The following is a 22,388-nucleotide window of genomic DNA, read 5'->3' as shown; positions in this document are numbered from 1 at the left end:
ATCGCTAAAACCCTGGTTCATTAAATAATTCTTTGATTTCTGAATAGGCAAATACAGGGCCATCTTTACAAATAAAAAACCCTCCATATTGGCAATGGCCGCATTGCCCGATACCACACTCCATATTTCGTTCCATGCTTAGATAAATGTCATGTTCTGAAATTCCTCGTTGTGTGAGTATCTTGACTGCATTATTCATCATCATTTCCGGCCCACACATCATCACGAGGGTATTTACTGGATTTAGATTAAGTTGATTAATCATATCCGTAACATAACCTATAGCCCATGGCCATTTAGGTCCGGCCTGATCTGCAGCGATATGAATTACAGTATTAGGTGATTTTTGCCAAATTGCATACTGTTTTCTAAAAATAAAATCATCGCTGTGCTTCACGCCTTGCAGGATGCTTAAATGGCCGTATTGTTCTCGGCGAGCCAGAATGAATTCAATAATGGAAACAGAGGGAGCACAACCTAGCCCCCCTGTAAGTACCACAACATCTTTGCCTTCTGCTTGAGCAAGTGGCCAACCTCGTCCATAGGGTCCTCGAATTCCTATTCGATCTCCGGGTTGAAGTTTTTGTAATGCTTTGGTCACTCTGCCTATAGCACGAATGGTATGCGTTAAAATATTCTTTTTTTCCGGATCAGAGACAATGGAAATTGCGACTTCCCCGACGCCATACAGATAGAGCATATTAAATTGACCTGGGTAAAACAGAAATCGTTCCTGATGGACTGGGTCAAGAAAACGCAAATGCAGGGTAAAAATTGAAGAAGATTCCTCCGTTTTTTCTACAATGATCGCTTCAAGTGGAACATAGGGATCGGGAATGAGTTTAGTCACTTTCTTTAATCCTTATATTGGATTCACCAGAAATCGCTGCGAGTTCTTCGGTAATATCAATACCGACAGGACACCAGGTAACACAACGGCCACAGCCTACACAACCACTCGTATCAAACTGATCAAACCAACTACCTACCTTATGAGTCAACCATTGTCTGTAGCGTTTATGGGTATCGTCACGAATGACTTTACCGCTTAAATAGCTATGGCCTGCGGTAAAACAAGAATCCCATTCGCGCTGATGTTCGCTGCTTGTACCATCTAAACTGGGCTTTTCTACCTCACTATGACAAAAACAGGTAGGACACACAGAGGTGCAATTACCACATGATAAACATCTTTGTGCTACATCGTCCCATCTTGAGTGATTTAAATTGGCAAATAATAAATCCCGTAAACCCTGCTTATTATCTAAGGGAATTCTTTTAGTTTGCATTGCTGCCGCCTGTTCCACATTGTGACTGGCTTTTTTACTTTGTTCGGCTTTCGCTTTGGGTAAATGTAAATTGGAAATGATTGCTTGACCCCGTTCGCTGCCAGTTTGGATCACGAATCCATCATCGATTTCAGTCAGCAGAATATCAAAAGGATTTCTGACTTCGGGTCCAGTTCCTGCGGAAACACAAAAACAATTATTTGAAGAATAAGAACAATTGACCGCAATAACCAATAACTGCTCACGACGCTTTTTATAACGAGGATCGGGATGCGCACTCTCAATAAACACTTTATCTTGAATACTCATTGCCGCTAAATCACAAGAACGAGCGCCAATAATCGCAATCGGTTGTTCTTCTGCTTGATGGGGTTGAAAAATTAATTTTCCTTCCTGGTTACGTTCTACTTTCCATACGGTTTCTTGGGGCTTGAATAGAAGTGGTTTAATTGCTTGCGGACCATTTGCAAAGGCAAATGCTTTATGTTCCTTAATTTTTTCTAATTGATAACTTCCAGGGTTTTGGTGTTCACGGATGCCCCAAGGTAATTGATCGACATGTTGTAACACATCATAAACAATCGCTCCATCGCGTACTTGAGGGCCTACACAGGAGTATCCTGCATCGTGCAGTGAGTCCAATAACTTCTGCAATGTCAAATAAGGCATGAAATAGCTTATTTTATTTGCTGTCATAAAATTCCTTTAACCTGGGTGCAGCACCATGTCACTGCCATTAAGTTGAAGAGATCCCCTCTCCCGCTTGTGGGAGAGGGGCGGGGGTGAGGGTTCATTTAATCGCAATTAATGTCCTCATCCGCCCTAAAGGGCACCTTTTCCCTTGGGGAGAAGGGATATTCCCTAAATTAGTTAACATTAACAAATTCGTGGTAATTGTTCACCCGCCAACCAATCGACAATTCTCATGCCTCCAAGTTTTGTTTTAAGCTGCACAAAATGGTGTGGATCTTCAATCACTTCCCCTATGATTTCTGCATGTACTCCCAAAGGATGTGCTCGCATTACAGCCAATAATCTATCGGCATCATGAGCAGCGCACACGGCAACTAATTTCCCTTCATTTGCGACATATAACGCATCAAGCCCTAATAACTCGCATGCACCGGCAACTTCAGTGCGAATAGGGATTTTATTTTCTTCAATCATAAATCCAACTTTGGATTGTATCGCCAATTCATTTAATGTGGTTGCCAGACCCCCGCGTGTAGGATCACGTAAACAATGAATGTCAGGTACTGCATCCACCATGCAAGAGACCAAATCATGAAGTGACGCAGTATCCGATTGAATTTCGGTTTGAAATTGCAAGTTATTTCGATGGGCCATAATCGCAACTCCATGATCGCCCATGAACCCGCTAATCAAGACCCGATCACCTGGTTTGGCCTTGTCTCCGGAAATATGAACTCCCTCAGGAACTATGCCTATTCCCGTAGTGGTTATAAATACACCGTCTCCTTTCCCTCGTTCGACTACTTTTGTATCGCCTGTAATGATGGCAACATTCGCTTGTTGTGCTGCCACAGCCATCGCTTCGACGATCTTTTGTAAATCCGCTAATGGAAATCCTTCTTCGAGGATAAAACTGGCAGATAAGTATAAGGGTTTGGCACCGGACATCACAACGTCGTTCACTGTTCCATGCACCGATAAAGAGCCAATATTGCCGCCTGGAAAAAATAAAGGAGAAATGACATGGGCATCTGTAGTCATGACCATTCGACCTGCAGATATTGAAAAACAGGCTTGATCATTTCTTGCAGCAAGCCACTGATTATCGAAAGCAGCTAAAAACATTTGCTCGATTAATTGAGTCATAGCACGTCCACCGCTACCATGAGTTAAATTAATAACTCCTTCTCGAACATTAAGTTTCGGTGTTTTTGGTATATTCGTTATGATTGCTTCAGTCATCCATTCATCCGTCCATAAGCATATACTGCGGCACATGCACCTTCCGAAGACACCATACAGGAGCCCAGTGGATTCTCAGGGGCACATACTTTGGCAAATAATTTACATTCCATGGGTTTCTTTACACCGCGAAGTACGTCACCACAAATACACTGTTTGTGTTCTTGAGAGACAAAATCAGGGATATCAAAACGTTGCTCCGCATCGAATTCAGCATATTCTGCTCTGATTTTTAAAGCACTTTGAGGAATAAATCCTAAACCACGCCACTCAAATTGATCACGTAATTCAAATACGTCAGCCATTATTTGTTGCGAAAGTAAATTTCCTTCGCGATTTACGGCACGAGTATATTGAATTTCTACCTCACACCTTTTTTCATTGATTTGTTGAATTAACATTAAAATGGAGTGCAGTAAATCCAGAGGTTCAAAGCCGGAAATCACGATGGGCTTATTGTATTTTTTGCACACTGATTCATAAGATTGACTGCCAATGATAATGCTGACATGAGCTGGGCCAACAAATCCATCGAGTGTGACGTCATTCGATTGCAGCAAGTGGTCCATGGGGACCGGTGTTAAAACATGATTACAAAAAACGCTAAAATTTTTGAGGTTCAGTTTACGCGCCTGCTGGATAATTACGGCAGTGGGGGGCGTTGTGGTTTCAAAGCCAATAGCAAAAAATATGATTTCTTTTTGCGGATTTTCTTTGGCAATTTTAAGTGCATCACTTGCCGAATAAATCATCCGCACATCAGCTCCCGTTGCCTTGGCGTGTAATAGATTTTTTTGTCCTGAACCCGGGACTCGCAACATGTCTGCATAACTGCAGAGAATAACATGGGGTAATGATGCCAATGCCATGGCTTTGTCTGTGATTGCCATTGGTAATATGCAGACTGGACATCCTGGGCCATGGATCAGTTCCACATTTTTTGGTAACAAACTGGGTATTCCATACCGATGAATGGCGTGGGTATGCCCCCCGCAAAACTCCATAAACTGATAATGTCGATCCGGAGCAACGTGTGCAGCAATTTCTCTGGCTAGTGCTTTTGCAAAATCGGCATTCCTGAATTCTTCGATATATTTCATAAGGATTCATCCTTCGCCATTTGCGCAAATAAATTTAAAGTGTTCTGAGCTTCATGCTCATCGAGTCGTGTTAAAGCGTAGCCAACATGAATAATGACATAATCTCCCAGAACGACTTTGTCTAATAATGCAGTTGAGATTTCTTTAGTGATGCCACCTATATTCACCAGGACTTTGTCATCATCAAGAATTTGAGTAATTCGTGCAGGTAACGCCAAACACATAAGTTATCCTTTTTTTTATAATATCTTAACCTTCATCTGCCCGGCGGGCAGCTACTCCTCAATCTTCGTCATCCCGAGCGTAGCCAGGGATCCCTTGCTTTGGCACAGTGTTTCCGAAGGAGATCCCTGGCTACGCTCGGGATGACGAGGATAAAGGAGAAGGGAAAAGCTCATAGAGCCCTGTTATGGTTATAAATTCCCAGCAATCCACGCTTGTCCGAGGGAAATTCCTCCATCATTGGGTGGAAGAGCACGTGGTAAAAAAGAGGTGATATCTGATTCACTTAACGTGGTGATTAATCCTTCGGCTAATATTGGATTTAAAAAACAACCTCCGCTTAATATTACCACATCAATTTTTCTTTCTCGACAGATTCCCGTAATCCATGCTGCAAGACCAGCAATGAGTGTTCCATGAAAAAGATTCGCACCAGTTATCGGCTCACATCGATTAGCTAATACGTTTAGGGTAGGCATCATATCAAAAAAACCCTCTTTTATTTGCCATCCATTGGGGAGTATTTGTACTTGAGTGACCATGCTTTCTAAACGCATTGCAGCCTGACCTTCATAGTGCGAAATCAATTGAATTCCCAATAAGGCACTTACTGCATCAAACAAGCGACCACAACTGCTTGTGCTCGGGCTATTTATTCTTCTATTCAGCAGTTGATGGATAATGTGCGCTTGGGGATGATTTGAAAATCGTTCGCTAATTTCATTGCTACGGCCCAAATGATGCAAAACGCTGGCTGCCATTCGCCAGGGCTCCCGTGCTGCAATTTCTCCACCGGGTTGTAAAAGAGGTAAAAAAGATCCTAACCGAGTACAGGTTGAATGTTCTAATAGAAAAAGTTCTCCCCCCCAAGCTTCACCATGGATACCGTATCCATACCCATCAAGCGCAAGTCCTAAGGCCTTTTGTTTAATCCCGTGCTCCGCAATAACTGAAGCTAAATGGGCATGATGGTGTTGAATGGCAAAAGCAGGAATTCCATAATGTTGGGCAAAATGGGTGGTGTAAAAATCAGGGTGCAAATCATGAGCAATTCGTTCTGGGGTTAGATCGAGAAAACGCAGCAAATGCTTTAATGATTCATGAAAGAACTCAATAGTTGCTTTATTGTTTAAACTGCCAATATGTTGAGAAACAAATGCTTCATCACCACGAGTAATACAGAAGGTATTTTTTAAATGTCCGCCTACTGCCAAAGTGGGTGGAATTTCATGCGAGAGCTGGATGGGAGTTGGTACAAAACCTCGAGAGCGGCGAATAAATTGAGGACCATGACTTACTACGCGAATGACCGAATCATCGACACGAGTGATAATTTGGCGGTTATAGGAAATTATTTTATCGGCGATGTGATTGAGTTGCTGTTCGGCACTATGGTCTTCAATAATTAGGGGGTCGCCGCCTAAGTTGGCACTGGTGATTACTAATAAGGTATTTTGATACTCATTTAACCACGCACAACCGTTTTTATTTCCAGCAAGAGCATTGAACAGTAAATAATGTAATGGAGTATATGGAAGCATAATACCCAAGGTATTTAATCCTGGAGCAATTGCAGGACTGTACGTATTCAATACATCATTTTTTTTGAGCAATACAATGGGACGCGCAATACTCTCTAATAAATCACGTTCTTGCTGATTCATTGTGACAAGCCGTTCCGCACTGAAGCTGTTGGCGACCATAAGGGCAAAAGGTTTCTCGTCTCGGTTCTTTCTTATGCGCAACTTGGCTACCGCTTCTTCATTACGCGCATCACAAATGAGTTGATATCCGCCCAAACCTTTGAGCGCAATGATTTCGCCTTGTGTAATAGATTGGGCAATTTCCTCCACGGGTAATGAAAGTTGAGGACCACAATGCATACAGGCTGTCGGTTGGGCATGGTAGCGTCGGTTTTCAGGGTCGTTGTAATCTGCTTGGCAATCCAGACATAAAGGAAACAAATCCATCGAGGTTTGATGGCGATCATAGGGAAGACTTCGGGTGATTGTGAACCGGGGGCCGCAATGCGTACAATTCAAGAAAGGGTAGCGGAAATAGCGGCTTTGAGGATCAAACAGTTCGTCTAAGCATTGGGTGCAAATGCTCGCATCAGGGGTAATAAGGGTATTTACTTTACCTTTTTGACTTTCAATAATTTCAAAGACTTTTTCATTGTGTTTTAAGGGAATCGTTTCAGATTGAATTTGATATACTTTGGCAAGCGGGGGTAGATGTTCTTGTAAATGAGCAATAAATTGATAGGCCAAAACCCCTTGTACTTCAATCAATACCCCCTCAGCATTATTTTGGATCCAACCTGTGAGCGCAAGATGTTTGGCGATTCGGTACACACAAGGTCTAAAGCCAACACCTTGGACTTGTCCTTGAATGATTATTCTTAAACGGTCCATTGATTCACACGGGTGTCCATTTGTTTTTTCCTGAGCCATTCGTACCAAGCTTCTAAACCATTGCCATTCACCGTTGAGAGGGTCAGTGTCTCAATGGAGGGCTTAATTCGACGTGCGTATTCAATACATTGGTCCAGATCAAAATTCACATAAGGCAGTAGGTCCATTTTGGTGATGAGCATTAAGTCCGCACAACGGAACATATCGGGATATTTTAGTGGTTTATTGTCCCCTTCGGTCACTGAAAGAATAACCACTTTAAATTGTTCTCCTAAGTCGAATAAAGCAGGACAAACAAGATTGCCTATATTTTCAATAAACAAGAGTGAATTTTCTTTTAAAGGGAGATCTTCTAAGGCATGCCCCACCATATGCGCATCCAAATGACACACTTTTCCTGTATTGATTTGTAAGGCATTACCCCCACTGGCTTTAATTAATTCTGCATCATGATTTGTTTGTTGATCGCCAACCACAACGGCAATTTCCACTTCATTTTTTAAATCCAGAATGGTTTTTGCTAAAAGGGTTGTTTTACCAGAACCTGGGCTTGACATGATATTCAAGGCCAAAATAGTTTTACCGGTTAAAAAATTTTTATTGGCGCGAGCAAATTGTTGGTTCTTGGCTAAAATATTTTGCTCCACCTGGATTAGATGTTCATCATGGCTGTGATGCATCGACTCATGATGATGTTCATGATGCTCCATTTCATTATGTTCTTCAGTACAACCGCATATTCCACACATTTTTATTCAACCACCATTGATTTAATTTGTAATTCTTCACCTTGAATGACCTTTAATTGATGACCTCCACAGACCTGGCATGCATCGTAATATTGCTGTAAAGGGCTTCGGTTTTGGCACGATTCGCAAAGTCCTTCACCTGGAATATCGATGATGTAAAGTTCTGCATTCTCCGCGATGGTTCCTTCTGTAATCACTTTGAAACCAAAAGTCAGGGCGTCTTTCTCAATTGCTGCAAGCTGGCCAATCTCTAAAATGATTTTTTTTACACGAGTACACTGTGTTGCAGCTGCTTTCTGCTTAATAATCTCGAGAATACTTTTACATACCCATAATTCATGCATCAAACGACTCTAATTATACATTTTGATAAAATTAATCATACCAATAATCAGACTAAATGATGCAATCATAAAGCCGGCCAGCCGGGAAAATATAAGAGATACTGAATCGGCACGTTGGATTAAAGTTGAAACAAGTAATCCATTTAATCCGTCTGAAACCATCATCCCAAACATAAAAATGAGGCCAAGCATCCCTGAGAATAGCCATCCTGCCATCGCCCGAGCAGAAAGGGAAAATAAGACCACTTGGCTTACTGTATCAAAGGACAGGGCAAAGAGGGCGCCAATCAATACGATAATAAAAGGGTTAGCCTGACCGCGGATTAATTTTTTTGAGAAATAGTTTTTGAAACTGGTTGGAAAAGGAGATTGGGCTGGATCTCGGAAAATATTCCAAAAATTGAGTAATCCAAAAATCAATAAAAATGTAATGGATATACCATTGCCAAGCCCATCGAGCCATTGGGGAACGAGTACTGGCTTAACCCCATTGCCAATAATTAAGCTGATTAAAATGACTACTAAACCATGTCCGAGGGAAAATAAAAATCCTACAAGTTTTGCTAGAGTTCGACGTCCACTGACTATTCGTGCGACGGAATCTATGGTTGCCAGATGATCCAAATCAAAACCATGGCGGATACCTAGCAAAAAGGCCATTGCGATTAAAAATAATCCGGTATTTTCCATGGTGTATTCTCTAGTTTTGCTACTTCGAAATAAAAAAAATCCCCTTTCCCACGAATGGGAGAGGGGTAGGGGTGAGGGTTTTAGTCAGTTACCCTCATCCGCCCTTACGGGCACCATCTCACTATAAGGGAGATGTTACATTTAATTTAATTACAATTCCCATTAATTACACAGTTTACCAAACTGGTGGCAAAGTGATAATTGTTGCTTTCGTCATGAATAACTTCCCAGTCAAACACCCCTCCAAATCCTGGATAAGTCCGTGGTGGAATGTAGGTATCACAACTGGATGCGCCGGCAACTCCAGTACGTAAACATTGTATGGCTCGTTTGATTGTACCAATAACTGCTGCAGGTGAGCCATCGCTTTGTCCTGATGCATTAGGTGCAGGATAGCCTAATACCACTTGAGAAGGGGTTAGATAACTAATGTAAGGTTGGAACCCAGTTTGCTGTCCAGAACTGGTGACCGCAGGCCAATTTTCAAGTAAATCGGTGGCCATAGCTACTGAAGCATTTGGACTGCTTGTATTGTTCGGATCATAACAAATCAGGTCAATGCCATACGTACAGCCGGCATTATACATTTGAATACCGACCCATGCTAAAGATTGATGGGTTTGCATCACCAAAGAAGCATAATTACCCCACGTTGCATCAAAACCTGAGGTAGCGGCGATATTCGCAGTTTGTGGTACTAAAGTAAGAAGCAAATTAGGATGATTCGCATGCATTGTATTGATAATATTCGCTAGAACAGCGATATCACCGGTAGGATTGCTAAAAGTTCCACTCGCATTTAATCCACTTTCAATATCAAAATCAAATCCATCAAAATTATACTGAGTGAGTAGGTTTTCTAAGGAACTAATAAAAGTTTGTTCAAATGCTGCAGGTGAAGAGGCTGCTGATAATACTTGATGAAAATCTACCGTAGTATTCGCAATACTGGATGATGCTCCACCTAAGGACAGTAACACTTTAATGCCCGCATTGTGCAATGACTGAATGTAACTTGCTGAGACGGTATCGAATGCAGAAGTGATTTGGCCAGGATTGGTGGTACTAAAGACTCCAAATGCTACGAGGATGTGAGTATAACCCGCATTTGCCAAAGCAGTAGCAGATGGTGGAGTCTCCCAACCAGGCAAGTAACCTATAATTCTGCCTCCGGTAGTTGTGTTTTGAGTATAAGTAATGGTTTCAGTAGCAGAGGATGATGCAGTTAAAGGTTGGGGAGCATAAGTTACCGCATAACCATTTACTGATGTTGCGCTTACCGTGTAAACCATTCCATCCGTCAGGCTCACATGAGCTGTTCCAGTTCCGTTGCTTAATGAAATGGTTTCATTAACTGGTGTGCCATTGCCGCTCGGAGTAAAGGTTACATTAATGGAGGAAAGAGCCGCAGGTGCTCCTGTTATGGTAACGGGAATACTGTCTTGGGCTACTTGAACGCAATTATAACTGAGTTGTACTGTGGGAGCAGTCACTGCAGCAACAGCTGATGTCGGTGTAAAGGTCGGAGTACAGTTGTATCCATTATAGGTAATTACTGGAGTAGAGAATGCATAGCTGACCCCGTTGGATAACTGGCTGATTACGTTAATTGTGCTCCAACTCACTTGAGCATTGGTTGAACTTTGAGTGTCCATGCGGGTTAAGGTTACGGTTGGATTGCCTGTATAACCCGATAATTGAGAAGGCAATGCAGCTAAATTGATGTTGATGTTTCCTGTTGTTTGCATTGCAGCATAGTTAATTGTAGAAGAAACATTAGTGCCTGCTGAAACGGTTAAGCTTGCAGGATTTGCTACTCCTTGATACACGACTCCATTACTATCCGTTATATTAGTAGGCGAAACGGTATAAGTTCCCGCAGCAAGGCCAGATATCTGTTGTTGTCCTGACCAAGGCACCTGTGCACTCACTGTTTGACCGTTTAAAGTTAAATTAACCAGTGCATAAGTTTGTGTTACATTAGCAGGTTTTGCTGTAGCGTTAATTAAATTGATAGTGCCAGTAGATACTGGAGAATTTAAATAAACAGAGACGCTATTGGCTATATAATCTGCGGTTGGTTCCCCGTAAATAATGGTAAAAGAACTTCCTTTGGGAAGTTTACTGTTGGCTCCTTGATAGGTGGGAAATTGTAATGAGAGCGAGGATAAATAGGTGCCGCTTTGAGGTTGTGACGTGATTTGCAACGTATTGACTGGATAAGATAATGGCGAAAAATTTCCCCAAAAAGAGGTATTCAAATTACTGCCATTAGAAAAAGTTATGGTCGAGTTTTGAAAGTCTACAGTTTGATTGCAATTGTTGGTTATTTTCAATGAAACGGTTTGCCAGCTACTTGTACCAGTTGAGCTGAAGCTGCCTGTAATACAAGAAGTGGGTTGTGGGGCAATAATGGGCGTTTTGGCAAAACCATCATTTAAGAAAAACAAGAAACCAACTAATAGTCCTATTTTTTTCATAAATTCCCTTAATTTTCATAAAATTAGTGATTTGGGGTTTAAACAATAAAGAGCTTTAAGATTTAATGCAAGAATTTTTTGGTAATAAAAAAGCACAGCTAAGGCTGTGCTTTTCTCATCATTTCATTCTAAAAAAACAGTTGTTACTGATTTAAATGGAAGCGTCTTTATCTTTTATTTGAGACCATTGTTCATCTGCTTTTTTAATGTTGCCAGGAATATCTTTTACCCAAATAGCCTGAATTTGCTTATTCAGATTAAGATAGAGTTTCCCCTCAACAATTTTCCATGCTAAAGGATCGCTGATTACTTTATGTCCCGAGGCAACTCCATAAGCACAATAACCACCATAGGCAGGTAAATATTTTTCAGGATTTGCTGCAAATGCTTTTTTATTTTCCTGGGTTGCAAAAATGTAAGCAATACCATGATACATGACGACATGATTTCCACTTCCTCGTACAGGCCCATTTTTTTGTTGATAGGAGACAAGGTCATAGCCTTGATCCCCAACCAGGCTGATTGAACTATCTGTCGCAGCTTTTGCAGAAAAGGGTAATAAAAAAAATAAAAAGAAAAAAGGGAAAATGCGCGAATGTAAAAGGTTCATATTTTATAACTCCTTGTATTGAATTATCTGAAAATACAGTCAGAACCAAAAGAGCAAGTGTTCTAGTGGAACTCATTGTAATCCATAGCCAGTAATTGTGATTCTTTGTTGTAGTTTTGCGAAAATGAAATCAGTTCAGATAGATTTTTTTCACACCAGCGAATCGCTGTAATTGCAGGTAAAGTATCCTTATTGTTTTGCAAAGACCATTGAGCATGTTCCAACAATAGGCTGGCTGCATAAGTTTGTGTTAATGCATACGCAAGTTGTCGTGCACCAGTTTGTTGTTCCTCAATACTCATCTTAGGCATAGAATCAATGTAGTTTTTTATTTTTTGTGTGGTGTTCTGAGTTTTCACTTTAGATTGTATGAGCTCCTTGTGATGGATATGACTCAGTCGTTGTTGCATGTCGTCAAGAAAAAATTCTGCTGCATTCTCTTTATGTATTGCTCGCAAGGCATCAAGACTTAGAATATTTGTTGTTCCTTCCCAGATAGAGAGTACTTGCGCATTTCTTAGTAATTGAGGTAGACCAGTATCTTCGATATAACCTGCTCCACCAAAAGCTTCCAAGGCTTCGCTTGTCAGGGCGATTGCCTGTTTTGCTGTATAAAGTTTTGCAAGAGGGGTCAAAAGCCTCAACACAGCCTGTTCGGCCTTTGTTGCTTGACCTAACTCGTCTTTTCCCAATAGTTCAATGGCATGAAAAACCAGATGGAACGATGCAGTAAATTCTATTTGCATATTCGCCAATGTTTCTAGATGGAGCACATGGTTTGACAAGGTGTGGCCAAATGCGACACGTTTTGTTGCATAATCACGGGCCAGTGCGATAGCGCGTCTCATATAACCAACAGCACAACAGGCATTGTAAATGCGTGTAATATTAAATAAGGATGAAATTTTTTTAACTCCATCACCCGCTGTACCAACCAGTAAGGCAGGCGCATTTTCCAGAGTTAATTCTGCAGTAGGTAGGGCACGAGTACCTAACTTGTCTTTTAAGCGATTGATACGAATTCCATTCAGTCTACCCATTTGATCCCTAAGCTCCACGTAAAACAAACTTAAACCTTTACTTCCTTCAGGATCGCCCTCAATACGGGCAAGGGTCATGGCGATTTGGGAGGTGGTGGCAGAAGTAAACCATTTGACCCCGCTAAGACGAAACTGGTTGCCATCTGGTCTGGCAATGGTTGATGTGCCACTGACATCAGAGCCGCCTGTACGTTCAGTCATCCATTGACCGGAAGTCCAGAAGTAGTTCGGATCTGCAGAAATTAAATGGGAAAGCGCGTGTTTTTTTAAAGATTCATCAGCATACAGTTCCAATGCCCGCGCAGCGCCATCGGTCATAGCGAGAGGACATGTATAAATTGCTGATGAAGGATGAAATAAATACAATTTGGCAAATTGATGTATACGCGATAAAGCGCCATGTTGGCGCTCATAACCTAGGGCAATTAATTTTTCTTCCGCCGAAATTCGGTCGAGTTCTTTCCATGCTTGAGAAACCTCTATGTGATCAATGCGCTTTCCCCATGGATCATAGGGTATATGTCGAGGTGGATATGCTTCCGCTTCTTGTCCTAATTTATAGATATCTTCAATGACTCGTTGGCCGAGGTGATGCAATTCAGGTTGAATTTCGGTCAGCATGGAGGAAGGAAGCTTCCACTCTAGGTATGTTTTTAAAACCCGATCTTCATCATATTGATTACCCAAACGGGGGGGAGTTTGGAAAAAATCACTCATCAATCCAGTCCTTTAGATTGTTACATTCTATCTATAGTAACCGGACTAAAGACAGTCAGCAATCCAGTGTTATTGATGCCCCTTATCACAAAAAATTCTTCTCTATATCGAAATGACAAGGCGGAGCGTTTTGGCAATAGATCATAGAAAGCATTTAATTTTGGGCAAGAAAAATAAAAATAAATTTGAACTTTTCGCATAAATCTGACAAGGTAATTGCTGAGTTTTAAAAATGAAGCGCACTGAAATGAAGAAAGGAGTCTAAGGTGAGTAATTCACGTTTATTAAATAAGGAATTTGCGGTTGCTCTTGTAATGGGTCAATTTTTTGTTGGCTTGCCCGTATTTGCAGGTGGCTTTCAGTTAAATGAGACTAGCCCTAGCTTGCAGGGTTCGGCAATGGCCGGTTCTGCTGCGGCTAATAATGATGTTTCTGCATTATTTAACAACCCTGCAACATTATCTACATTACAGCAAAACCAGATATATGTTGGAGCGAGCGAATTTATTCCTCAAATTAGTATGTATGATGGAGCCGCTACTCATACATTTAATGTGCCCGGCACGCCACCATCAAGCATTGTTGGCGGCGTACAAGGAGATGCATCAGAACATAACATTAGTAATGCGGTGTTTATTCCTCAAGGTTATGTTGGTTGGCGAACTCCTATCGATAAGTTAACCTTAGGTTTAGCAGTTGTTGAACCATTCTACCTCTATAACAAATATTCGGAAGACTCCGTTTTACGCTATGCATCGGTCAAGACTGAGATTAATTCTGTTGATATTAATCCTTCTCTGTCTTACCAACTTAATGAAAAACTGTCTGTGGGCGCTGGTTTTCAAGCTCAGTATTTAAAAACAATTTTTTCTCACTTTGATGGAATTAACACTGGAGTTCCTCCCATTGATGCGTTGATTGCAGCCACAGAACCAACTCATTTGAAGAGTGATGGCTGGGGTTATGGCTATACCGTGGGTGCCTTATATCAGATGGACCAATTTACTCGTATCGGGTTGAGCTATCGTTCAGAAATCTCTACCAAACTGAGTGGTCATGGCGAACAATATACGATTATTGGTGATATTGTTCCTTCGCCTGCAACGACTTTTTTGTTTAATACTGAAACCTCTGTGAGCAATACGCTGAGAACTCCCGGTGTATTAATCATTGGTCTTGCTCGTGATATCAATGAGTGGACGCTTAAAGCAACAGCACAAGTGAACTTCTGGGATTATTTAGGTGATATTGTTGTTTCAACCCCAGATGCCTTTGAGACCGTTTATGTTGTTCCGATGAAATGGCACAATACCTTTTTCGGATCGTTAGGTGCTGATTATCGTTACAACTCTGCTTTGACGCTGCGTGGCGGATTTGCCTGGGATCAGTCGCCGATAGATTCTCAAAACCGTACTCCACTTATGCCTGACTCCGATCAATATTGGTTAAATTTTGGATTGAGTTATTTGGTAAATGACCATTTCTCTATTGATGGAGCTTATTCGCACATTTTTATTCACAAGCAATCTGTGAACATCACTCAGGTTAATGAAGGTGTTCCTGGCTTGGTCGCACCATTAGAAATTAATCAGGTCAGCGCTGATTATAAAGGAACCAATAATATCGTATCACTGGGACTACGTTACAGTTGCTAAGGCCATATAAGGAGATAATTTAATGTTAGCCAAAATTAGAAAAATGATATTACATGCCAAAACAAAATTGACGGTGCTGGTTGGTATGTTTTCGTTATGCTGTACTTTGTCCAATATCGCGCAGGCAGTTCCATTTAATGAAATTAGCCAAATGGTGTTTTTTGGTGATAGTTTAACGGATAGCGGCTTTAATAATACATTTACGCTTATAAATGGAATTCCTGATAAAGCACCTACCTTCACAACCTTTGACGGCTATACCTGGTCTCAGTATGTTGCTCATGATATCTTGGGTGTTCCTCTTCTTCCCCCTGGTACTTTATTCCCATCACTTGATGATAAGATGACCAACAATACAACGCCTATCTTTGTTGATCCAACCCGTCCTCCAGCACCACCAGTTGTGCCGCTTAATGGGTTTAATTATGCATGTGGGGGAGCTAGAACTGTAGCGGAACCTGGCATTAATTTTTATTGGGCTCCATCCGTTCAACGACAAGTTCAAAATTATTTATCTACCGCACCAAAAGTACTGGATCCTAAAGCAATGTACTTCATTTGGTCCGGTGCAAATGACATGCTTTTTGGTATTTCGTCACAACTTAATCCCATTGCGTTTATGCAGTTGATCGACGTGACCACAACCCAGATTGTCCAACAGGTTGAAGCACTTGCAGCAAGGGGTGCAAAAAGAATTGTAGTCCTATCTTTGCCTAACATCGGTGTTACCCCATTTATCACTCGACTGGCTGTAACAATAGGGGATCCATCGCTTCCTGGAAATATAAAAAATCTCAGCTATATGTTTGATTCACTGTTAAATCAAAAGCTGGGTGCTATTGTGAAGCGTTATAAGCGTCATGAAGTCAAGATTTTATATTTTGATACTTATATGGCTTTGGACAATCTAATCCTAAATGCGGAAGCAGGAGAGCCAACAGTCGTAAGTGGTGTACCTTTCTTATTTCAGAATGTTACAGATCCAGTTTGTACTGCTCCATTGGCTATTTTATGTCAGCAAACTTCAAACAATTATCTTTTTGCCGATTCAGTTCATCCTACTGATATGGCTCACCGAGCATTATCGTTGGAAGTGGAAAATAAAATCCGACAATGGGCATAACTTAACCCTCACCCCTGGCCCCTCTCCCATCGCTGGGAGAGGGGAATCTGTTTTTGAATCCTTTCTCCCCATAGGGGAGAAGGTGCCCGCTAGGGCGGATGAGGGACTCCTCCATTTATCCCAAACACTAATTATAAAACGAGCTCGTTCTTAACTTCCTGCCCATCCTCTTTAATTTCTTGTTTACTGCTGGAGGCAAAAAATCCTAACTTAGTACATGTCGCTTCATAATAAAGGCGAGCTCTTTGATATTGCCTGCATACCATTTCTTGTACGGCGGTGGGTAGCATTCCGATGGTGCCATACACTTTAACATTTCCGGTAGGTTTTTTATCAGCAGGATATTGCTTTACTGCAGTTATCGCTTCACCAAGATCGCTAATAAATTTCTCCTCAAAGTGCTCAACCAGTGTATGCACATGGGTTAAACATAAATGAAAACCATCGGGTTTTTGTAATAGATTAAGTTTCCAACCCCGCTTTTCTAACTCATCTGCAATAAAATGGGGATTTAATGTATCACTACGGAAACCCAATATGGACCATTGAGGATTTCCAAAAATAGTGACGTCTCGCATTCCTGATTCATTAGGTGTGTATAATTCTTCAATTTTATTTTGCAGTCGTTGGCGCAGGGCTACAATATTTTCCGAAATTTCCTGATACTTTTGACGGCCGTAGTATGACAATGTGGCATATATTTCTGCAACGCGGGCACCACTGGTTGAGCCATCTAAAATACCCGGAGTAGTATAAAGCCCGCCAGACCAGTTCAAGGCAGCGTATACGGATAAAGCTGGAGAGTCTTCGCTAAATAGACATACAGAGGTTCCTTTCGGACAGCAACCATACTTATGTAAATCTGCTGAAATGGAAGTTACTCCCTTAACGCGAAAATCCATAGGCTTTTTTGAAGTATCTAGAAATGCGGTTAAAAACCCGCCTAAGCAGGCATCGACGTGAAATGGAACTCCTTTTTCTTGAGCTAATTGTCCTAATTCCTCGATAGGATCATTAATTCCATTCATAAAGGATGGTGCTGAGCCAACTAGTACGGCCGTATTGCTGGAAATGTATTTTCTCATTTCATTTGCAGTAACTGCGCCGGTTTTAGGATCGACTGGAACTATAATCAGTCGGGCTCCGGTCAAATCTGCTGCTTTTTTAAAAGCGGCATGCGCGGTTTCAGGTACTACGATCTCAGGTTGTTTAATTCCTTTGGCTCGAGCGTGAATGACATAGGCAGCCATTGCTTCAATAATGCTTGTCGAACCGCCATGTGTGATGAGTCCATAACCTTCTTTAGAACCACCAAATAATTCCTGGCACCAGCGAATAATCTCAGCCTGCATGGCAATAATGCGTGGCCATTTGTCATGTAAAGGATTGGTTAAAGCGGTTTTAGCATACACTTCCTTGAGTAATTCTGTAAGTTCTTGAGGATGAACTGCATAAAGTGCACCTGAATCCTGACCATCTCCTTGTTGGACCGTAAATTGTCTTGCCTTATCGTTATCTTTCACGTCAGCAAAATTAAAAAGACATTCCTCTGGATTGATGCCAAATTCTTTTAAAATCAAACCTGGTGAAGTGCTTTCTTCAGGAATCTTATCCTGTAACGCCATCTGAGCACGTAATTCCTTTAATTTGTCTTTGGTGCTTTGGAGATCCTTGTTCAGTTCTTTATCGAGATAGGCTTTTACTTGTGGTAAATTTTTACCCAAACTATAGACGACATCAATCACACGTTGTTTGTAAGTTGTATTATTTCGGGAGCGATAAGCTTGAGCTATTGCGGGGTATTGTTGCCAAAGAAAAAAAAGCGCTGCAGTAGCAAAAACGAGCTGATGGGCTGGAGTGTCTTTAAACGTTTCATCAAATCCTTCAAGCCCACTGCTTAAGAGTTGAGTAATATAAGTCAACATAATGATACATCCTTTTATTTAAATCGGATGAGCATATTAAACTCTTTTAATAATTCATGTCACGATCTAAGACTTTGCTTCGAGATAACAGTCACGTTACACTGTATTTTTTATGTAGGGAAGCATTGATGAAACTGAGAACATATAATCTTTTAACGTGGATTCCTCATCTTTTCTTGTTTTACAAAGAAAAAGTTTTTCGAAAATTATTACCCATAACCATCATTATTGTTATCTATGCGGTAATAATTGCTTATTTTTTTGAAAATGCCACTCGTTATAATTTAGGTCAATTTCATCTGATTTTTAGCTTTATCCTGACTATCGTCATTGGTTTTCGAGTAAACACCAGTTATTCACGTTGGTGGGAGGGAAGAGTTTTATGGGGTTCAATTGTAAATAATTGTCGAAATTTAGGTCTAAAATTCGATACTTATCTGGGTTTGCAGGAATATCCTGAGTTTTATGAGTTGTTGAAAAAATTACCGGCTATTATTAAAGCCCATTTACGAAAAGACAGTAGAGAGGTTCAAACAGAGTTGCTTTCCTTGTGCATTCATGAATTTGAGGGAAAGCATCCGGTCCTGTTAGTCACTAAAAAAATGTATCGTATGCTGAATCAGCTCCGCCAAGAAAATAAATTAACTCTGGAACAATATCTGGTTTTGGACAGTCATATGGCCAATTTGATTGATATGGCTGGGGGGTGTGAACGAATCGCAAATACCCATGTCCCGCCTGCCTTTGCCTTTTTTGTAAAACAGGCATTACTTTTTTATGCCATTATGTTCCCCTTTGGTTGGGTAGATACATTCGGATTTATGATTATCCCGATGATGGTTATGATTGTATATATTTTATTGGGTTTGGAAATTTTATCTGAGGACTTGGAAGAACCTTTTGGTAAGGAAGATAACGATTTACCCTTAACTGCTATCGCAAAAAATATTGCACGAAATATAGATCAAATCGCTGAGCCTTAGATGAGGTTAAGGGCTTACCACCCTCTCTAGAAGAGAGGTTATGCTCTTGAAAAATATAAATATATGGGTTAATTTTTTAGTAAAAATAATTACCTGTACTAGGGGTCGGTTTGGCCAAGAGGGTAGAAATGCAAACTGAGCCTATAAAATTCATATTAGTTGAAGCAACAGCCGAAAGAGCAAACTTCAAATATAATTCCCCCAACCGCATATTCATCATGAAATAAGGAGATTCAAATGGTAAGTGAAAATTCATCGGTTCGAGAACATTGCCACATACATCCCAATAAACGCATTTCTTGGACAGCAGTTGTTGCTGGCGCATTAACTGCATTAGGTCTCAGTTTTTTATTGAATCTCTTCGGAATTGCTATAGGACTAAGTGCCTTTAAAACTATGAGTAATGGCTCAATTATAGTCGTCGTTGGCGGAATGTTGGGAATTATCATAGGTGTTGTGATTTCTTCGCTTGTTGCAGGATATACTGCTGGTTATTTGGGCCGCTTGTATTGTCCTGAACGTAATCTGGGAATGATTTATGGCTTTATTACCTGGGTTATGGCATTAATTTTAGGCGCTGTATTGATAGGACTGTTAAGCCAATCCGTAGCAACCTATACCAATTCTATTTCCCGTACTGTCGTCGCAGTTCCAGTTACAGTAAATCAAATTTCAACTCCGATGGGTACTACCAAAATTTCCTCTGCAATGAAAAATGGTCAAAATGAAGCGGTGGTAGAGGTTAATGTGACTCCCGCTAATATGACCTCCGGGGCATTTATTATGTTCACGCTCTTTTTCTTAGGAGCTATCTTTACTTGTGTAGGAGCGCGTTGGGGAATGCGTTGTAAGAGAGATGATAACACATTATAAATTCTTAACTCTTGCCCTGAAGTTAAAATCCCCTCTCCTGCTTGTGGAAGAGGGGCAGGGGTGAGGGCTCATCAGCTGCCATCAATCCCCGAACCAACGAGCGCTCTTCTCATTGTGTCACCAGTATGAGTCTCTCTCGCTTTCTTCGGAATGACGAGAACAGGGGAGAAGGAAAATTCCCTACCTTAATTGCAATTAAAATCATAAGGAAATACTACAGAAACACTATTATCTGAACCATTTAACATGACTTGTCCTGCTTTTAAAACACATTGACCAATTATCGGTCCTTGTAACAAAGAATGAGTTGGAGTTGAGTATAAGGTGGCACTGATGGTTAAAGGCGCCGGAGAACAAGGTAGTTTATCGATAAATTGAGGTGCTTTGCCTCCGAGCAGGGTAAGTGATTTGCTGAGTCCGAATTCATTAGTGACATTAAATGCTACATTTTGATCAAATTGCACCGGTGGGGTAGCAACAGCAACCTCAACTTTACAGCTCAGATCTTCATTGGCATAGGCAGGAAGAAAAACAGAGAAATTGATAATAGACAGTGTAGCGACAATCACTTTTTTCAACATAATAAACTCCTCATCGGTTTGGATTTAATTGAATCGAACAATGATACTATTTACACCTAGATCTTTTAAAATGATTTATTCACGTTACAGTGAACTGTTATCATGTACCATAATATGAACAATAAATCCACAAAATTAGCAGGGAGAGAAGGATAATCCGTCGAGCAATTTGATTTTGAAATGAATACGTACTTATTCTAATAGGAAAGTTTTTTGAACCTGCTATATTAATTCACTTAAAATAATAAGGGATAATCGGGACAGACCCCTATAAAATTAAAGACAGGGAAATAATGGCTACCACAACCATTTTTAAAAACAACCCATTTGTGCGATACATTCTAATGATGGTCATTGGAATGATCGCTATGGTTCAAGCATATGCATTACCCAATACCAGCAAGCAACTTCATGCATCGCCTTCTGCAGCACAAGTTAAACCGGCACAAAATCGGGAAATCATCGTGCTAATCCATGGTTTAATGCGCACATCCCTTAGCATGTGGCCATTAAAAAATTATTTGAAAAGACAAGGCTATGAGGTTTATTCCTACAGTTATCCATCTCCAAAATACAGTATTCAAGAGCACGGAATTATTTTAAATCAATTTATTAAAAATTTATTAGAAAAAAAACCCAGGGGTGAAGGTTAGTTTTATAACTCATAGTCTTGGCGGAATTATTACTCGTCAGGCATTATCTACCTGGTCGCAAGAACAATTAAAACAAATCGGTTGTCTCATCATGTTGGCTCCCCCAAATCAAGGTTCAAAACTGGCACAACTGTCTTCCAAAATATTTCCTATGTTTACTTCCCCAATAAAACCCTTGGCTGAACTGAGTTCTGAGCAAACGTCGTATGTACATCGCGTCCCCGTGCCAAACATTAAAATTGGAATTATAGCAGGACGCTATGATGCGAAAGTTCCTCCTGAATCAGCTCGTTTACAAGGACAAAATGATCCAATTATTGTTAACTCCAATCATACATTTATTATGAATAATGCAAAAACCAGACAATTGATTATGAGTTTTCTCAGAACAGGATCATTTACTCAGGTCGTAGAGCAGTAGTTTGTGAATGTTTGCCGGAAAAGCGAGCGCTATTTTATAGGATCACAATGAATTTTCGGGCACGCTCACATCATGAGTATGATGTTGTGCTTTAGATCTAGCAAATGGTCATTGCCGTTTCCAGATCCTCTTCTTCGTTATCCCCACCCCAATCGTAATCTGTTCCTTGATCATAACCTCGAATCATGGAACTTAAGGTACGGAGAACAAAAATCACAGGGTGAAGGGTAATACTGACCGCACTGAGCGCAAAACCCACTAAATCATCGATAAGATTTAAGGTATGACCTGGTACACTGGGCCAAGAAAAAGGATTTAAAAGATAAAATGGGGTAATTAATACGCGCAATAGAAATGCACTCAAATCATATAGAGCACGCAGTATATGACAAAAAAAACTGGTGATAGCATCGAGATGAAAACCAAAATTATAATAAGGATAAAGTTTGAGCTCAGCGTAAATCGCGAAGGCTGCGATGCGTGTTGCATTAAAAAAAGTACTCAGAATAACCCTCCTGAGAATCAATGGCTACTATTGAGCATATGGTTGTTTTCAAAAAAGACAGAAACAACAAAACGCTATC

At 40.7% G+C, this 22,388-nt stretch carries 19 protein-coding genes and 1 pseudogene; 5 read left to right on the top strand and 15 right to left on the bottom strand.

All coding sequences use genetic code 11. From position 1 onward, the window contains the following. Nucleotides 1-4: 4 nt before the first annotated feature. The 12 genes from EL022_RS14225 to EL022_RS14170 form a co-directional block, all read right to left on the bottom strand. Nucleotides 5-850 carry an FAD/NAD(P)-binding protein gene (locus EL022_RS14225; RefSeq protein ID WP_028379945.1) on the bottom strand — a complete coding sequence of 282 codons (846 nt, stop codon included), beginning with the start codon at nucleotides 848-850 and terminating at the stop codon, nucleotides 5-7. Beyond that, nucleotides 843-1,985, bottom strand: coding sequence for a 4Fe-4S dicluster domain-containing protein (locus EL022_RS14220; protein WP_028379946.1), 1,143 nt, complete (start codon nucleotides 1,983-1,985; stop codon nucleotides 843-845). The genes EL022_RS14225 and EL022_RS14220 overlap by 8 nt, the downstream gene beginning before the upstream one ends. A gap of 180 nt (nucleotides 1,986-2,165) precedes the next feature. After that, nucleotides 2,166-3,224, bottom strand: coding sequence for a hydrogenase expression/formation protein HypE (gene hypE / locus EL022_RS14215; RefSeq protein ID WP_028379947.1), 1,059 nt, complete (start codon nucleotides 3,222-3,224; stop codon nucleotides 2,166-2,168). Beyond that, nucleotides 3,221-4,324, bottom strand: coding sequence for a hydrogenase formation protein HypD (gene hypD, locus EL022_RS14210; RefSeq protein WP_028379948.1), 1,104 nt, complete (start codon nucleotides 4,322-4,324; stop codon nucleotides 3,221-3,223). Before hypD ends, hypE begins: the two co-directional genes overlap by 4 nt. Next, nucleotides 4,321-4,548: a HypC/HybG/HupF family hydrogenase formation chaperone gene (locus EL022_RS14205; protein ID WP_028379949.1), complete on the bottom strand. Its 228-nt coding sequence runs from the start codon at nucleotides 4,546-4,548 to the stop codon at nucleotides 4,321-4,323. The genes hypD and EL022_RS14205 overlap by 4 nt, the downstream gene beginning before the upstream one ends. A gap of 189 nt (nucleotides 4,549-4,737) precedes the next feature. Then, nucleotides 4,738-6,960: a carbamoyltransferase HypF gene (gene hypF / locus EL022_RS14200; protein ID WP_028379950.1), complete on the bottom strand. Its 2,223-nt coding sequence runs from the start codon at nucleotides 6,958-6,960 to the stop codon at nucleotides 4,738-4,740. Beyond that, nucleotides 6,948-7,709 carry a hydrogenase nickel incorporation protein HypB gene (hypB, locus tag EL022_RS14195; RefSeq protein ID WP_051544387.1) on the bottom strand — a complete coding sequence of 254 codons (762 nt, stop codon included), beginning with the start codon at nucleotides 7,707-7,709 and terminating at the stop codon, nucleotides 6,948-6,950. Before hypB ends, hypF begins: the two co-directional genes overlap by 13 nt. 2 nt (nucleotides 7,710-7,711) lie before the next feature. Further along, nucleotides 7,712-8,053, bottom strand: coding sequence for a hydrogenase maturation nickel metallochaperone HypA (gene hypA / locus EL022_RS14190; RefSeq protein ID WP_028379951.1), 342 nt, complete (start codon nucleotides 8,051-8,053; stop codon nucleotides 7,712-7,714). Nucleotides 8,054-8,062: 9 nt separating this feature from the next. After that, nucleotides 8,063-8,743 (bottom strand): HoxN/HupN/NixA family nickel/cobalt transporter, encoded by a 681-nt coding sequence (locus EL022_RS14185; RefSeq protein WP_028379952.1) that lies wholly within the window; start codon nucleotides 8,741-8,743, stop codon nucleotides 8,063-8,065. 146 nt (nucleotides 8,744-8,889) lie between these two features. Further along, nucleotides 8,890-11,223, bottom strand: coding sequence for a glycosyl hydrolase family 18 protein (locus tag EL022_RS14180; protein ID WP_028379953.1), 2,334 nt, complete (start codon nucleotides 11,221-11,223; stop codon nucleotides 8,890-8,892). Between the two features lie 151 nt (nucleotides 11,224-11,374). Then, nucleotides 11,375-11,833: a YHS domain-containing (seleno)protein gene (locus EL022_RS14175; protein ID WP_051544388.1), complete on the bottom strand. Its 459-nt coding sequence runs from the start codon at nucleotides 11,831-11,833 to the stop codon at nucleotides 11,375-11,377. Between the two features lie 62 nt (nucleotides 11,834-11,895). Continuing rightward, complete coding sequence (locus EL022_RS14170; RefSeq protein ID WP_028379955.1) at nucleotides 11,896-13,590, bottom strand: acyl-CoA dehydrogenase family protein; 1,695 nt, start codon at nucleotides 13,588-13,590, stop codon at nucleotides 11,896-11,898. Nucleotides 13,591-13,856: 266 nt separating this feature from the next. On the opposite strand from EL022_RS14170, the gene EL022_RS14165 reads away from it, so the two are divergent. Beyond that, nucleotides 13,857-15,245, top strand: coding sequence for an OmpP1/FadL family transporter (locus EL022_RS14165; protein ID WP_028379956.1), 1,389 nt, complete (start codon nucleotides 13,857-13,859; stop codon nucleotides 15,243-15,245). A gap of 22 nt (nucleotides 15,246-15,267) precedes the next feature. Continuing rightward, a complete protein-coding gene (locus EL022_RS14160; protein ID WP_028379957.1) occupies nucleotides 15,268-16,368 on the top strand; it encodes an SGNH/GDSL hydrolase family protein in 1,101 nt (366 codons plus the stop codon). A 131-nt stretch (nucleotides 16,369-16,499) separates the two neighbouring features. Here EL022_RS14160 and EL022_RS14155 read toward each other — a convergent pair whose 3' ends face one another. Next, nucleotides 16,500-18,293: a pyridoxal phosphate-dependent decarboxylase family protein gene (locus tag EL022_RS14155; RefSeq protein ID WP_028379958.1), complete on the bottom strand. Its 1,794-nt coding sequence runs from the start codon at nucleotides 18,291-18,293 to the stop codon at nucleotides 16,500-16,502. A 128-nt stretch (nucleotides 18,294-18,421) separates the two neighbouring features. Between EL022_RS14155 and EL022_RS14150 the strand changes: the two genes are divergently transcribed. Both EL022_RS14150 and EL022_RS14145 read left to right on the top strand, forming a co-directional pair. Beyond that, nucleotides 18,422-19,276 carry a bestrophin family protein gene (locus tag EL022_RS14150; protein ID WP_028379959.1) on the top strand — a complete coding sequence of 285 codons (855 nt, stop codon included), beginning with the start codon at nucleotides 18,422-18,424 and terminating at the stop codon, nucleotides 19,274-19,276. 237 nt (nucleotides 19,277-19,513) lie between these two features. Further along, a complete protein-coding gene (locus EL022_RS14145; RefSeq protein WP_028379960.1) occupies nucleotides 19,514-20,149 on the top strand; it encodes a hypothetical protein in 636 nt (211 codons plus the stop codon). Between the two features lie 185 nt (nucleotides 20,150-20,334). On the opposite strand, the gene EL022_RS14140 is transcribed toward EL022_RS14145, so the two are convergent. Then, nucleotides 20,335-20,730: a hypothetical protein gene (locus EL022_RS14140; protein ID WP_028379961.1), complete on the bottom strand. Its 396-nt coding sequence runs from the start codon at nucleotides 20,728-20,730 to the stop codon at nucleotides 20,335-20,337. A gap of 293 nt (nucleotides 20,731-21,023) precedes the next feature. Here EL022_RS14140 and EL022_RS16720 point away from each other — a divergent pair. Next, nucleotides 21,024-21,804 (top strand): annotated as a pseudogene (locus EL022_RS16720) (esterase/lipase family protein). 97 nt (nucleotides 21,805-21,901) lie between these two features. On the opposite strand, the gene EL022_RS14130 reads toward EL022_RS16720, so the two are convergent. Next, on the bottom strand, nucleotides 21,902-22,330 hold the full coding sequence (locus EL022_RS14130; protein ID WP_028379963.1) for a hypothetical protein: 429 nt from the start codon (nucleotides 22,328-22,330) through the stop codon (nucleotides 21,902-21,904). Between the last annotated feature and the right edge of the window lie 58 nt (nucleotides 22,331-22,388).

This window comes from Legionella cherrii (assembly GCF_900635815.1).
Classification (GTDB): domain Bacteria; phylum Pseudomonadota; class Gammaproteobacteria; order Legionellales; family Legionellaceae; genus Legionella; species Legionella cherrii.
This window is presented reverse-complemented; position numbering and strand designations above follow the sequence as displayed.

What these genes read in the sequence shown, in the direction of transcription:
- EL022_RS14220 (WP_028379946.1), bottom strand. Translation starts at nt 1,985, where the DNA reads ATGACAGCAAATAAAATAAGCTATTTCATGCCTTATTTGACATTGCAG.
- hypE (WP_028379947.1), bottom strand. Translation starts at nt 3,224, where the DNA reads ATGACTGAAGCAATCATAACGAATATACCAAAAACACCGAAACTTAAT.
- hypD (WP_028379948.1), bottom strand. Translation starts at nt 4,324, where the DNA reads ATGAAATATATCGAAGAATTCAGGAATGCCGATTTTGCAAAAGCACTA.
- EL022_RS14205 (WP_028379949.1), bottom strand. Translation starts at nt 4,548, where the DNA reads ATGTGTTTGGCGTTACCTGCACGAATTACTCAAATTCTTGATGATGAC.
- hypF (WP_028379950.1), bottom strand. Translation starts at nt 6,960, where the DNA reads ATGGACCGTTTAAGAATAATCATTCAAGGACAAGTCCAAGGTGTTGGC.
- hypB (WP_051544387.1), bottom strand. Translation starts at nt 7,709, where the DNA reads ATGTGTGGAATATGCGGTTGTACTGAAGAACATAATGAAATGGAGCAT.
- hypA (WP_028379951.1), bottom strand. Translation starts at nt 8,053, where the DNA reads ATGCATGAATTATGGGTATGTAAAAGTATTCTCGAGATTATTAAGCAG.
- EL022_RS14185 (WP_028379952.1), bottom strand. Translation starts at nt 8,743, where the DNA reads ATGGAAAATACCGGATTATTTTTAATCGCAATGGCCTTTTTGCTAGGT.
- EL022_RS14180 (WP_028379953.1), bottom strand. Translation starts at nt 11,223, where the DNA reads ATGAAAAAAATAGGACTATTAGTTGGTTTCTTGTTTTTCTTAAATGAT.
- EL022_RS14175 (WP_051544388.1), bottom strand. Translation starts at nt 11,833, where the DNA reads ATGAACCTTTTACATTCGCGCATTTTCCCTTTTTTCTTTTTATTTTTT.
- EL022_RS14170 (WP_028379955.1), bottom strand. Translation starts at nt 13,590, where the DNA reads ATGAGTGATTTTTTCCAAACTCCCCCCCGTTTGGGTAATCAATATGAT.
- EL022_RS14160 (WP_028379957.1), top strand. Translation starts at nt 15,268, where the DNA reads ATGTTAGCCAAAATTAGAAAAATGATATTACATGCCAAAACAAAATTG.
- EL022_RS14155 (WP_028379958.1), bottom strand. Translation starts at nt 18,293, where the DNA reads ATGTTGACTTATATTACTCAACTCTTAAGCAGTGGGCTTGAAGGATTT.
- EL022_RS14150 (WP_028379959.1), top strand. Translation starts at nt 18,422, where the DNA reads ATGAAACTGAGAACATATAATCTTTTAACGTGGATTCCTCATCTTTTC.
- EL022_RS14145 (WP_028379960.1), top strand. Translation starts at nt 19,514, where the DNA reads ATGGTAAGTGAAAATTCATCGGTTCGAGAACATTGCCACATACATCCC.
- EL022_RS14140 (WP_028379961.1), bottom strand. Translation starts at nt 20,730, where the DNA reads ATGTTGAAAAAAGTGATTGTCGCTACACTGTCTATTATCAATTTCTCT.